Below are 13,745 nucleotides of genomic sequence, written 5' to 3'. Positions count from 1 at the left end.
TGCGAAATTGACTTCGCTCTTTTGTTTGGGTTTTTATACCCGCACACTTTTGCGAAAACATTGTTCAGTTTTCAAGGTACTACCTGCGCTCCTTTGCTAGGAGCGCTTTTATAATTTATCAGATCTTGTTCTCTTTGTCAAGAACTTTTTTCTGTCCGCTCTCTGCTCTTTCAAGCAGCAACGTTTATCATCTTACTAAATCAGCTTTCCTTTGTCAAGCTTTTCTTTCAAATGTTTTTTGTCCTCTTCGCTTCTGTCTCTTTGACTTTCGCCCGACGACAGTTATTTATATTAGCAACCTTTTTCTTCTTTTGCAAGCTTTTTTTATTATTTTTTTGCTTACTTTGTAAAAAGCTTGTTATTACAACCTTTAGAGAAGATTTGTCCGATATTTAAAGTGGTTATAAGCAATCTAACAATGACTATTACATTTACTGCAATATAAAAATATAATTGTTAAATAATCTTAACCTTTTTCGCATATCTTTGTTACTGTTAACGTTTTATAATACAAATAATACTTCAAGGGAGAAAATCTATATTTTGAAACACAAATTTTTAACGTTATCTGCTGCAGCCCTTCTCGGAGCTTCTATTCTAACACCTGCAGAAGTAAGAGAAGTTAAAGCAGCAACAACTTCAGCAACTAATAGTAACAACATGGAAATGTACAATTTTGTCAGAAACACTTTAAAAAAGCACAATGTGCGGGGAACTGTAACCGTTATTAAAAACGGCATCCCCCAGACAATTAGTTATGGTTATGCATGGTATGGCAAGCGAATTGGTAATGGCGATAGCAATGTTGTTTATCCAACCGCTTCTTTACAAAAAGTAATTACTGGCGCCATGATTGTGCAGCTAATTAACGAAACCAGTAATACTAATAAAGCATTTTCGCAGTACACTAAGATTTCTCGTTGGTATCCCAATTTGAAAAACGCTAATCAAATTTCAGTGGGAAATTTACTTACTCATACATCAGGAATTACAGCTACCGGTACAGAAATTAATCGTGGTCGCAATTATTCCGAAGCTGGAGCAGTAAATTGGGTGGTCAATAATATTAATTCATCTACCTTAGATTCGACCGGTAGTTACCACTACAATAATAGCAATTATATTCTACTTACTGGAATAATCAGGCAAGTAACTGGTCAATCATACGAAGCTAATTTACAAAAAAGAATTATTGATAAGTTAAACTTACAAAATACATATTTATACCAGAATATTCCTAATGACAAAACCGATCCCATTTCTTACTTTTCTAACGGTAGTAAGAATTATCAAAATTCGGCCTATATTAAACGATCGCTGGCTTCGCAAATTCCGGGAGCAGGTAACTTGTTTACCTCTCCTGATGAATACTACAAAATTCAAGTTGGTTTAACCGATGGTACCATTCTTAGTAAGGATGACTTCTATTATCTAACTCATTTAAAGAGTAAAGTAAGCGATTATTCAGGCGGCATGTATTTGCAAAATAACGATTCGCTTAAGTTAGCTTATGGCAGTTTTAATGCAATGCACTTTGGCACTTGGGTTCAACTAACAAGTGACAATCAAAACGGTATTGTTATGTTCTTAAATCAAACCAATGATAATAAAAATGATCAAAAAGATGTCGGCTATGAAATTTTGCAGCATATTAAGCCGAATACCTTTGTTTCGAGATAAAATAAAACAAATTATAACAAAAAAGAAGCTCTTCATTTAGAGCTTCTTTTTATTCGCCAAAGAGCAATTCATACATTTTAATGGGTAGTGGTTGTCTTAGTACTAAATCCATCCCAACAACTGGTTTCTTTTTTGGTCCAAGCAGTTCTTCTTTAATAGTATCTCTTTGAATGTCGACTTGTCCCAAATAGAAAAATTGTTTGCCAACTGCATTACTGCTTTTAACAAATAAATGTAATTTCATTTTTGAAGTATTAAGCAAACGATTTACTTCCGCTGAATCTAAATGCCTCGGAGTTCTTGTATACCACCTCAAGCTACGGCCATTTTCTAATGTATTATTATAGAGTGCACTTCTTTTATGTGCTGCATCATTTTTATAAGTAATAAATATTGGTGTTTCATCTTTATCAACTCGATAACCATACATCGGTGCTGACACATCTTTAGACCAATTTAACAAACGGCAAACATCTTTACGATCGTATTGCTGGTAAAGGGTAAACTGCTGTTCTGGATTATAACTTTTGCTTAACGCCAATCCTGTATCAATTGCATCCTTAAACAGTTTTTTAAAAGTTAAGTTTTCGTGCAATTGTTGTTGCAGCTTGGGTGTAAGTGCGTATGAAAATAAATCCGGTTGTTCAATCAATGCTTGGCCGCCATACAATACTTTTTTAGTAGTCTTACCCTGCTTAATATCAAAAAAAGTTAATGATAAAATTGCCATTACCGAGTTTAAAACCGCCTCATTGACATATGCGCCATTTCGACTTAAAGACTGTTCAAATTCAACTTGACTAATTTGCCGTCTTTCAAGAAGCTCTTGTAGCAATAACAATTCATGTGGTCTTTTACCATTTAACAATTCTTTAGTTACAAAAGATAAAATCGCATTTTCTGACCTATTCAATATAATGGACTCACCCATTTTAGTTAAAAAGGAACCATAATTTGCCAATTGATGATTATTAGCAAAAACAATTGGGGAAGTAGAACCATATCGATAGAAGTCTAACAATAGTGGTGGACGTCCAATCTTTTCCTTCAATTGTTGATAAGATTGCCGCAATTCTTTAATACTATCAAGCTTAATTTTATCAAGTGATTCCAAAATTTTATTAGAAGCAATTTGGCTGAAATTAATAGTTGAAACATCAATTAGTCCTGGTAGTGTACTCTCTTTACGAATCTTATCCCGATCTCGACTAAAATCTTGATTTAAAGCAATGGGTATTAAATAGTTATTTTTATAGTTACCGATAAAATCAATTACCGTAACATAATCTTTGCCAGGATATTTGCGCAATCCTCGACCTAACTGTTGAATGAAAACAATACTAGACTGTGTATTCCGCAACATCACAATTTGGTTCAGCGCCGGAATATCAATTCCTTCATTAAAAAGATCAACTGTAATGATATATTCGATTTCTCCCTGCTCCAACTTCTTAACTACTTCTGCACGTCGTGTTTCGTTATCAGTATTAGTTAGGGCAATTGCTGGATGCTTTTTTTCGGAAAAAATTCGTGCTAATTCTCGAGCCTCGTCCTGACGGCTACAAAATACTAGTCCTTTGGCACTATCACCACAATAACCGTAATAATTAAGTTGGTCTAATATATAAGTAACTCGCTTAGGTGCAAGTAATCGGCTAAGATTAGCAGTTTCATTAATGGTTTCACCATCTTGTTCATAATCAGCAACACCAACATAATGAAATGGTGTCAGCATTTTCTCTTCAAGGGCCCCACGTAGACGAATTTCATACGCTAAATTATAATCAAAAAGTTGATAAACATCTTTATCATCCATTCGCTCTGGTGTAGCTGTCATTCCCAACCAAAATTGCGGTTTAAATTTAGCAAGAATCCGTTGATAGCTCGGAGCAGCAGCCCGATGAGCTTCATCAATTAAAATATAATCAAACTCATTATCATCAAGTTTAGCTAACATTTCTGGTCGACTTAACGTTTGTATGGTTGCAAATATATACCGGCACTCTAATTGTTGCTTGTGCCCAGTTAACAAACCAAAATCACGATAATCGCCACCTATTATTTGATAAAAACTTGCTAAAGCCTTTTGAGCAATCTGCTCTCGATGAACCACATACAAAAATTTGCGTGGCTTAAAAGCTTTTACTGCAAAAGCTCCAAGATAAGTTTTTCCTGTTCCTGTTGCCGACACAATGAGTCCGCGTTTTTGACCACTTTTAATCAAATTCCGCAATTCTTCTAGTGCATCTTTCTGCATTTGATTTGGCTCAATAGAATTGTCAGAGTGGGATGATTCATTTAAAGGAACTGTCGGCTTTTTCCAATTCCGTTCATAATTCTCCACCCACCTAGTAGTTAATGGGTAACTATTTTTACATAATTCTTTAACTTCGTCAGCAATCTGTTTGGTCAAAGCTGCGTTATTCTTAGAACTGAGTTTTAAAGCCCATTCATAATTACTCAACATGGCTGATCTAGTGAAATTAGCACTACCAATTACAATTGTTTGCCAACTTTCATGTTCAAAGAAATATCCCTTAGCATGAAAATCTTTTTGAGCAATTTTGACAGTTAAATTCTTAATTTTTAACAATTCTCGGAAAACTTGAGGATTATTAAAAGCTAAATAATCTCCAGTAATTAAAGTTCCCGAAATATTTTCACATGCCAAATCAGCCATGATAGCTTTAAATGGTACCAGCATATCTTGTGTAATAAATGCAACCGCCCAAGTAAAACTACGACAATGTAGCAATTCCGAACGCAAAGTTAGCCATATCTTATCATTTGGGGTGTTTTGTAATAGTTTAGGATTTAACAATTCATGTCCAGGATAAGCTGAATCGTATAAGCCGTTAAGAATTGCATCCTGTAATGGATTATTCATTTTATTTATCACCTCAAAATAAATTTTACATAAAAGAAAAAGAAACCCAACTATTTTGGATTTCTCCGTCATAATTACCACCAAATTATATAGTAATCTCTAACAAAATTGGGCAATGATCAGCACGCGCCCCAGTCGCCATCATTTCTGAACGTTTTACCAAGTTAGCAATTCGATTACTAGTTAACCAATAATCAATTCTCCAACCTGAATTATTAATTTTAGCCGTCTTAATTCTTTGCGCCCACCAAGAATAAACTCCTTCAATGTTACCATTAACTTTTCTAAACGTATCAGTAAACCCAGCTTGAAGCAACTTAGAAAAACCAATCCGTTCTTCATCGGTAAAACCAGCTGAATGATGATTGTTATCAGGATGTTTAAGATCTATTTCTTCGTGTGCACAGTTATAGTCTCCACTAGCCAGTACTGGCTTTTGCTGATCCAATTTAGCTAAATATTTACGATAGCGATCATCCCAAATTTGGCGCTCATCTAGTCGCTTCAAACCACTGCCAGAGTTAGGTGTATAAACTTGCGTAACAAAATAGTTGGGGAATTCTAACGTAATAATTCTACCTTCATTATCCATTGGTTCGGGAGCTCCAATAACTGGGAACGAAACCACTGGATTTAGATCCTTTTTATACAAAAACATTGTTCCAGCATAACTTTTACGGGCTGGTTCTTCTGCTGAACGCCAAACTAAATCATATTGCGGAAATTCTGTTGTCAAAATATCGAGATGTTTCTTTGTCGGTCCAGTTGCCCGCAATTTTGTCTCCTGAATTGCAATAACATCAGCCTTCTGATTACGAATCGCCTTTAGCACTTGACGTGTCTCTTCTGCCCTTGAAGACGTACCGGTTAAAGCTGCATTAAGTGAATCAATATTCCATGAAATTAAAATCATTTTTTTCTCCTTTTATTTGTTATTTTTTATTATAGCGGTTTTTACAAATGTCTTATACATTAACACTCATGCAAAAAGATGTTCACTTTTTCACTACCACAATTCAAAAATATTGTTATTTGTTTATTTATCTAGTAATCTTGTATAAAACAATTGTAAGCGATTACTTAATTTGATGGATTTTATAAAAGTAAACAAATTCACAATTAATGCTTTTCAAATCCGATTTTACAAGTGTATAATAGCACAAGAGACAATAATAATTATTATCTATGGAGGTTAGATTTTATGACTAAAATTTATGCTTACGCAATTCGTAAGGATGAGGAGCCCTTTGTACACGAATGGAAAGATGCCCATCCTGAAATTGATGTTGATTTCACTGACCAACTATTAACTCCAGAAACTGCAGAATTAGCTAAAGGTGCTGATGGTGTTGTTACCTATCAACAATTAGACTATAAAGCAGATACAATTGAAGCTCTTGACAAATTAGGAATCCATAACTGGTCTATTCGTAACGTTGGTATTGATAATATTGACTTGAAGAAAGCTAAAGAATTAGGTTTCAAGTTAACAAATGTTCCGGTTTATTCTCCTGATGCGATTGCAGAACATGCAGCCATTCAAGCTGCCAGAGTCTTACGTCAAGACAAAGCTATGGACGAAAAAATTGCAAAACATGATTTTCGTTGGGCACCTACTATTGGCCGTGAAGTACGTGATCAAACAGTCGGAGTTATTGGTACTGGTCATATCGGACAAGTATTTATGAAAATAATGGAAGGATTCGGTGCTAAAGTTATCGCTTATGATATCTTTAAAAATCCAGAATTGGAAAAGAAAGGCTACTATGTTGATAATTTAGATGACCTCTACGCACAAGCCGATGTTATTTCATTACATGTGCCTGACGTTCCAGAAAACATCCACATGATTAATGATGATTCTATTAAGAAAATGAAAGATGATGTTGTTATTGTCAATGTTTCTAGAGGACCATTAGTTGATACTGATGCAATTGTTCGCGGATTAGACTCTGGTAAAATCTTTGGTTTCGTAATGGATACTTATGAAAATGAAGTTGGGATCTTTAACAACGATTTCAGTACTAAAGAATTGCCAGATAAACGCTTGGCTGACTTAATCGCTCGTCCAAATGTCTTGGTAACTCCTCATACTGCCTTTTACACTACTCATGCTGTTCGTAACATGGTTATTAATTCTTTTGATAATAACTTAAAGCTGATTAAAGGCGAAAAACCTGATACTCCAGTTGACTTAACCAAAGAATTTTAATCTTTCAACTTATTCCAATTCTTAAATACATATATTGACTTACTCAAAAAGCTGGTAGGCCATTTACCAGTTTAAAAAGGACCAAATGTTTTAATCAAAGCATTTGATCCTTATTTGTTTCATTAAATAATTGTTTCACATGAAACGTCTTCTAGTTCATCGATGCATTAATTGCTGCGATTAATGCTCCACGGAATCCCTTTTCTTCAAGTTTATTTACACCCTTAATTGTTGAACCCCCTGGTGTTGTTACTTCGTCCTTCAATTCTTCAGGTAATTTTTGACTAGTCAGTGCCAGTTTTGCTGTTCCCAAAAGCATCTTTTCAATAATTCGATATGACTCTGACCGCTTAACCCCATTTTCAACGGCAGCATCACTGAGCGCCTCAATTAAAAGATCAATATACGCAGGGGTACAACCAGCAATAGTACCATAGATGCCTAATAATTTCTCTGGAACAATATACACATCTCCTAAACTAGTAAACAAGGTCTTAACCTTAGTAATTACTTCTTCTGACTCATCTTCTTTAAAACTAATTACAGTGATTCCTTCACCTAATTGAACGGGTGTATTGGGTACTACTTTTACAAAAGAACTGTTACCTGATAGCTTCTGATTAATTTTTAATAAGTCTCCTCCGCCAGTTGAAATAATAATACCGCGATATACTTGACTCAGTTTCATAAAAATCTTTTCATTAGCTGGACTTCCAACAGCTACAATAACAGCATCACAATTTATGAATTCTGAATAATTTTTAATTAACTGTAATTTTAATTTGTCAGCAACTGTTTGGGCCGACTTATGGCCACCATCATAAACAAAAATATCTGTATTTACCATATCGGCATTAAGTAGCCCCAAAATTATTGCTTTTCCAATTTTACCTGTTCCAATAAATCCTATTTTCATTCTTATCATCCTTAATTTAGTCACTTTATTGTTAAATTTTAAACATAATAAACATCAACCATGGTATAACTACTTTCTCAAATTAATCATCTCTGTGACAGATTTGTTTTAAGAATCTTAACTAGTTGTGGGTAAGTCGTTACTTCCACCAATGGTTGCAAATTCAGAGTGTTTTTTCGGTGGCGGTGGTTATACCAAATACAATCAAAGCCATAATTTTTAGCACCCAAAATATCTGATTGTAATCCATCCCCAAAAAAGATAGTTTCATCGGCACTAATTTCAGTTAAACCAAAAAAATAATCAAAAATCTTCGGATCTGGTTTTGAAAAACCTGCTTCTTCTGAGGTAACAATTAAAGAAAAGTAGTCTTTGATTTTTGCTAGTTCTAGCCGATGAGATTGCATATATGTTTCACCATTACTCAAGATGGTTAATTTATAACCATTCTTCTTAGCAAAGTCCAACGTATTTTTAACTCCAGGCAATAATTTATGTGTTTCACTAAAATAAGAACGATATTCATTCATAATGGCATTACCATCAATCTCAATATTAAGATTATCCCGAATAAAATTACTAAAAACCATCTCACTAAGTTGATTATAAGTAATCTTACCTCGTTCAAGTTGTCGCCATAACCCCTGATTGTAAGTATTGTATCGTCTTTGTAAATCAGCTGTTAAATGCCAATGATGAGCACTAAAAAGGCTGTGCAAAGCAAAATTTTCGGTAGAAGCAAAATCTATTAAAGTATCATCAATATCAAAAATTATTTGTTTAAAGTGCAAGTGTGCTCCTCCGTCAGTATTTTTCTTTCTCTAAGTTGAAAATCTATTATATCATGTCATAATAACTATTAATGATTATTTAAGATTAAGCTTTAAAACTAAATTTAAACAAAAAAAGACTATAATATTATTTAACTTATTAACAAAGGTGATTAGGAATGATTACACTTTTATTAATATTTTGCTTGATTGGACTATTTAGCAAAATTGGTATCGGAATTTTTAAGATACTATTTTTCTTATTAACATGCGCTATTGTTTTTATCTTTTTTGTCCATTTTCTTATACCTCTTATTTTATTGGGAAGTGCTCTCTTCGTATTATTCAGCTTAGTTCGTCATTAATTTTGCTCCTGATAACTTGTGAACACAGCAGATTTAAATTAATCTGTTGTGTTTTTCTATACATTTAATTCTATATAATTTTTTATACTTCATTAAGCTTACTCCCACATAAAAAACTTTTCGAAAAGTAATAAATATTTTTGTTAAACCACAACATGTTGTGGTATATTTTAATAAGAACCATATATAATGTATGTGTGAAACAAATTATTATTTTAGGAGTAACTTTGAATATGAAAAAACCTATAATAACTTTAGATAAGTCCTATATTAAGCAAGTGAAACAAAATATTAGACCACATTGGGGAGAATTGGGTTGGGTAACTTACAAAAGAACCTATGCTCGTTGGCTTCCAGAACAAAATCGCTCTGAGAATTGGGATGAAACTGTTAAACGTGTTATCGAAGGGAATATCAATTTAGATCCACGTTTAAGAAACTCACCTACACACGAAATTATTTCCCAGCTCACTGACGAAGCCAAGAAACTATTCAAGTTAGTTTATGGCCTAGCCGCAACTCCTTCTGGACGGAACTTATGGATTTCTGGAACAGATTATCAAAAACGCAATGGTGATTCATTAAATAATTGTTGGTTTATTGCTATCCGTCCGCAAAATTATGGAAACAGCCATATTTCTCCTTGCTATTTAAATCCTGAACAAAAAGCCGTTTCAATGCCATTTTCTTTTCTATTTGATCAACTTATGAAAGGAGGTGGTGTAGGTTTTTCTGTAGTTAAGAGTAATATCAGCCAAATACCTCTAGTCGATAACAAAATCGATTTAACAATTGTGATCGCTAAGAGTAGTAATTCATATAATGATTCAATCAAATTAGGTGCAACTGACAAAGAAGAATGGATCAGGAAAAGTAAGGATACTGGCGATTATCTTTACTATTCTTTACCTGACACTCGAGAAGGCTGGGTTCTTGCTCAAGCTCGATTAATTGATATGCATTTCAAACAAACAAATCCTGAAAAAGAAACCAAACTAGTGCTAGATATAAGCAATATTCGTCCTTACGGTGCTAAAATCCATGGCTTTGGCGGTACTGCTTCCGGTCCAATGCCATTAGTCGAAATGCTATTTGATATTAATCAAATCCTTAACGATCGCTTAAACAGTCACCTTACTTCCGTTGATACTACTGATATTTGTAATCTAATTGGAAAAGCAGTCGTGGCAGGTAATGTTAGACGATCTGCAGAACTAGCACTAGGTTCCAATGATGATCAATCCTTTATAACAATGAAACAAGATCAAAATAAACTTTACCATCATCGTTGGGCTTCAAATAATAGCGTCGCAATCGACTCACACTTTATCAATTATGAACCAATTGCAAATGGAATTAAAGAGAATGGTGAGCCTGGGATAGTTAATTTAGATTTATCTCGTAATTATGGTCGAATTATTGACGGCTATCAAAAATCTATTGACAATGATGTCGAAGGTACTAATCCATGTGGTGAAATATCTCTAGCAAATGGTGAACCTTGCAACTTATTCGAAGTTTTTCCCTATATCGCTGAAGAGCAAGGTTGGAATTTAACTGAAGTTTTTAACCTAGCTGCACGTTATGCCAAACGTGTTACTTTCAGCGAATATGATTGGGAAATATCTAGAAAAATTATTCATCAAAATCGCCGAATTGGTGTTTCAATGTCTGGTATTCAGGACTGGTTGTTAAACGATTTAGGTCATCGAGTAGTCACAGGTTTCAAAGATGATATCGACAAAGAAACAGGTGAAAAAATTAAAGAACCTATTTACGATCCAAAAGGAATCAAAATGGTTTCTGAAGCCTATCAAGCAGTTGTTGACGCAGATAAAAAATATAGTAAAACCCTAGGGTGTAACCTTTCAATTAAACATACAACTGTTAAGCCCTCAGGAACAGTTGCAAAACTTGCTGGTGTATCTGAAGGAATGCACTTCCATTATGCTGGTTATTTAATTCAACGGATCCGGTTTCAGGCTTCAGACCCATTGCTCAAGGCTTTAGATGCTTGTGGCTATTACTCAGAACCTGATATTTATACACAAAATACGATTTGTGTTGAATTTCCTCTTCGAGCAGCACATGCAGATAGCAAGAACTTTGCATCTGCTGGAACGATTTCAATTGCTGAACAATTTGCCACCCAAGCTTTTTTGCAAACATATTGGTCAGACAATGCTGTTAGTTGCACAATTACTTTTCAACATGATGAAAGTGAACAAATTACACAGTTGTTTAAACAATATCGCCATATTATCAAGTCTACTTCACTTTTACCTTATTATGGTGGATCATTAAAACAAGCACCCAAAGAGCCAATTGATAAGGAAACTTATGAAAAAAGAAAAGCAACAATTATTGCTGATATTGCCTCTGTTTTTGCTCAGCAAAACAATGATCAAAAAGACATGGAATTAATTGACCAATCTGATTGTGACGCAGGTGCATGCCCCGTCAAATAAATTTTAAACAAATTAAGAATAGGAGTTTTGGAATAATGAGAAAAAACAAATTAACTATAATCGCTGGAATGGCTACTATCTTTACTTTTTTGCTAACAAGTGAACAGAATACTCAAGAAGTAGCTGCTAAAAGAACCAATAATTATACAGTCACCTATACTTTGAATCGCAGTGGTAAGAATCTCAAAAAAAAGAGTATTAAAGTTGCAAAAAAGGCCACTGTGATGACTGGATTAAAAAAAGCTTGGCGTGTTGAAAGTACCAACGGTTTCGTCACCGCAATTGATGGTAAGAAACAGAATCCTGCAAAAAAAATTTATTGGACTTATACAATTAATGGAAAATTTGCTAATAAGGGAGTTACACAACAAAGAGTTGCCAACCACGACAAAATCAAATTTACTTTGGCCAAAATTGGCTGATGAACACTTCAACCAAAAAGATTGCTCTCCTGGCAATCTTAACTGCTATGTGTGTGGTATTAAGAATTTTCAAAGTTGTCCCTATACCAAATGTTCAACCAGTTACTGCAATTTTAATGATTGTTACTCTAAATCTTAATATCAGTTTTGGGATAGTTTTAGCAATTTTGACTATGGTAATTTCCAATATTTACTTAGGCTTTGGCATATGGACAATTCCTCAAATTTTAGCTTATAGCGGTTGTATTTTAACCATTGCATTTTTTAATAAATTCTTACACCTCAAACAGCATTTTATTTTTCAACTAATTTTGGTGACTTTTTTGGGTTGGGAATATGGCTTTTTGGTCGATCTAGGAATGTCAATTTTCGGTGGTATTTCTTCATTCTTAGCTTACTGGGCTGGAAGCCTTACCTTTGATACTTATCACGCCATAGGAAATTTTGCCTTTTATCTTATTCTTTATCAACCTCTAAATATTGCACTTAATCATTATAAGCGGAGAATATCATGACTTTAAATATTTATACAAAAGTTGGCGATCATGGCCTAACAAAACAAGTTACTGGAAAAATGGTTCCTAAATATGATCTACAAATTGAAACTATTGGTGATATTGATGAATTACAGTCTTATCTTGGTGTAGTAATTGCGAATTTATCGCCAAACTGTAGTAAATTATTAATTGTATTACAAAATTTACAACGTGATCTTTACTTGCTTGAAGGTGATATTGTTGTCAAGGGACGAAATGAAATCACTAAAGAAAAAGTAATTCAGCTCGAGCAAAAAATTGATAAAATAACTGCTGCACTCCCCTCAATGACAGAATTTATTTTACCTAGCGGCTGCATGACAGCAGCAAACATACATTACGCTCGCACAATTGCTAGACGTGCAGAACGAGCTATGGTTAAGTTGAATATCAAAAAACAAAAGTTACCCTTAACATGTCTACAGTATATTAACCGCTTATCAGACTACTTATTTATCCTAGCGCGTTATGCTAATGTACTAGACGGAGTTAAAGACGTTAATAGCAAGTATTAGTATTTTAATATATATAGACGGAACAACTTAAAATAGCTGTTCCGTCTTTCGATTTGTTTACTTCCACCAAAGTTTAATCAGGCCCTGTGTTCCTAAATCGCCTAAATGTTTTTTATCTACTAAAATCTCATACAACTTTTTTGCTTCTGCTGTTGCTGGCAGATTTATATTCATTTCTTCAGCAGTTTCCAATGCAATCCGCAAATCCTTTAGAAAGTGCTTACTAAAAAATCCCGGTGTATAATCTTTTTTAAGAATTCTGGGTCCGTAATTTGTTAAACTCCAATTAGCTGCACTTCCTCCACCAAGTGTTTTAAGAACTGCTTCTAAATCTAACCCAGCCTTTTGAGCATAAACCAAACATTCAGTCATTCCCGTCATTGTACCCGCAATCATAATTTGATTAGCCATTTTAGTGTTTTGACCTGAGCCTGGTAAACCAAAATAGTGTATCTGTTTGCCAAAATCCTTAAAAATGGGGTTCAATTCTTTATATGCGTCTTTACTACCCCCAACCATAATTGTTAATGTTCCATTCTTTGCACCAAGATCACCTCCAGATACTGGAGCATCTAAGACAAGAGCTCCTTTTTTATTACCAGTAGCAGCAATTTTTTGAGCCAGTTGAGGTTTAGAGGTTGTCATATCGACAAGATATTTTTTATTTACCGATGCAGATAAGATCCCATTCTTACCAAAATAAACTTTCTCGACATCACTTGGAAATCCTACCATTGTAAAAACTAAGTCTACTGCTTCAGTCACTTCTTGTGGAGTTGTGCACCATATCGCACCACGCGAAATCAAATTATTCGCTTTACTTTTTGTCCGGTTATAAACATAGAGTTGGTGCCCTGCTTGTATTAGATGCAAACAGATTGCATTCCCCATCACACCTGTTCCAATGAAACCAATCTTCATCATCTTCAGCTCCTTTTTTATTTTGATAAACTTGTCACTTATTCTCCTTGATT

General features: G+C 34.2%; 11 protein-coding genes. 6 read left to right on the top strand and 5 right to left on the bottom strand.

All coding sequences use genetic code 11. The features are described from left to right. Positions 1-543 precede the first annotated feature (543 nt). Positions 544-1,680, top strand: a complete 1,137-nt coding sequence (locus tag F5ESL0228_RS00275) for a serine hydrolase (protein WP_122022482.1) — start codon at positions 544-546, stop codon at positions 1,678-1,680. Positions 1,681-1,729: 49 nt separating this feature from the next. On the opposite strand, the gene F5ESL0228_RS00270 is transcribed toward F5ESL0228_RS00275, so the two are convergent. Continuing rightward, entirely contained in the window at positions 1,730-4,567 is a 2,838-nt protein-coding gene (locus F5ESL0228_RS00270; RefSeq protein ID WP_122022481.1) for a DEAD/DEAH box helicase, read from the bottom strand. Between the two features lie 85 nt (positions 4,568-4,652). After that, on the bottom strand, positions 4,653-5,480 hold the full coding sequence (locus F5ESL0228_RS00265) for an exodeoxyribonuclease III (RefSeq protein ID WP_122022480.1): 828 nt from the start codon (positions 5,478-5,480) through the stop codon (positions 4,653-4,655). Between the two features lie 288 nt (positions 5,481-5,768). Here F5ESL0228_RS00265 and F5ESL0228_RS00260 point away from each other — a divergent pair, with 288 nt between their 5' ends. Further along, positions 5,769-6,779 (top strand): D-2-hydroxyacid dehydrogenase, encoded by a 1,011-nt coding sequence (locus F5ESL0228_RS00260; protein ID WP_122022479.1) that lies wholly within the window; start codon positions 5,769-5,771, stop codon positions 6,777-6,779. A 151-nt stretch (positions 6,780-6,930) separates the two neighbouring features. Here the strand turns inward: F5ESL0228_RS00260 and proC are convergent, their stop codons facing one another. Both proC and F5ESL0228_RS00250 read right to left on the bottom strand, forming a co-directional pair. Continuing rightward, positions 6,931-7,695 carry a pyrroline-5-carboxylate reductase gene (proC, locus tag F5ESL0228_RS00255; RefSeq protein WP_158592457.1) on the bottom strand — a complete coding sequence of 255 codons (765 nt, stop codon included), beginning with the start codon at positions 7,693-7,695 and terminating at the stop codon, positions 6,931-6,933. Between the two features lie 86 nt (positions 7,696-7,781). Then, entirely contained in the window at positions 7,782-8,486 is a 705-nt protein-coding gene (locus tag F5ESL0228_RS00250) for a YjjG family noncanonical pyrimidine nucleotidase (RefSeq protein WP_122022478.1), read from the bottom strand. 577 nt (positions 8,487-9,063) lie between these two features. Here F5ESL0228_RS00250 and nrdJ point away from each other — a divergent pair. From nrdJ to F5ESL0228_RS00230, 4 genes are read left to right on the top strand one after another with little or no spacing between them, the layout of a single operon-like run. Then, a complete protein-coding gene (nrdJ, locus tag F5ESL0228_RS00245; protein WP_122022477.1) occupies positions 9,064-11,298 on the top strand; it encodes a ribonucleoside-triphosphate reductase, adenosylcobalamin-dependent in 2,235 nt (744 codons plus the stop codon). 35 nt (positions 11,299-11,333) lie between these two features. Continuing rightward, a complete protein-coding gene (locus F5ESL0228_RS00240) occupies positions 11,334-11,720 on the top strand; it encodes a DUF4430 domain-containing protein (protein ID WP_122022476.1) in 387 nt (128 codons plus the stop codon). Continuing rightward, positions 11,720-12,235, top strand: coding sequence for an ECF transporter S component (locus F5ESL0228_RS00235; RefSeq protein WP_122022475.1), 516 nt, complete (start codon positions 11,720-11,722; stop codon positions 12,233-12,235). The genes F5ESL0228_RS00240 and F5ESL0228_RS00235 overlap by 1 nt, the downstream gene beginning before the upstream one ends. Continuing rightward, a complete protein-coding gene (locus F5ESL0228_RS00230; protein ID WP_122022474.1) occupies positions 12,232-12,771 on the top strand; it encodes a cob(I)yrinic acid a,c-diamide adenosyltransferase in 540 nt (179 codons plus the stop codon). Before F5ESL0228_RS00235 ends, F5ESL0228_RS00230 begins: the two co-directional genes overlap by 4 nt. Positions 12,772-12,828: 57 nt before the next feature. Here the strand turns inward: F5ESL0228_RS00230 and F5ESL0228_RS00225 are convergent, their stop codons facing one another. Continuing rightward, positions 12,829-13,701 (bottom strand): NAD(P)-dependent oxidoreductase, encoded by an 873-nt coding sequence (locus F5ESL0228_RS00225; RefSeq protein ID WP_255409557.1) that lies wholly within the window; start codon positions 13,699-13,701, stop codon positions 12,829-12,831. Positions 13,702-13,745 lie beyond the last annotated feature (44 nt).

The sequence above is a fragment of the Lactobacillus sp. ESL0228 genome, from assembly GCF_003692825.1.
In the GTDB taxonomy this organism is placed as follows: domain Bacteria; phylum Bacillota; class Bacilli; order Lactobacillales; family Lactobacillaceae; genus Lactobacillus.
This window is presented reverse-complemented; position numbering and strand designations above follow the sequence as displayed.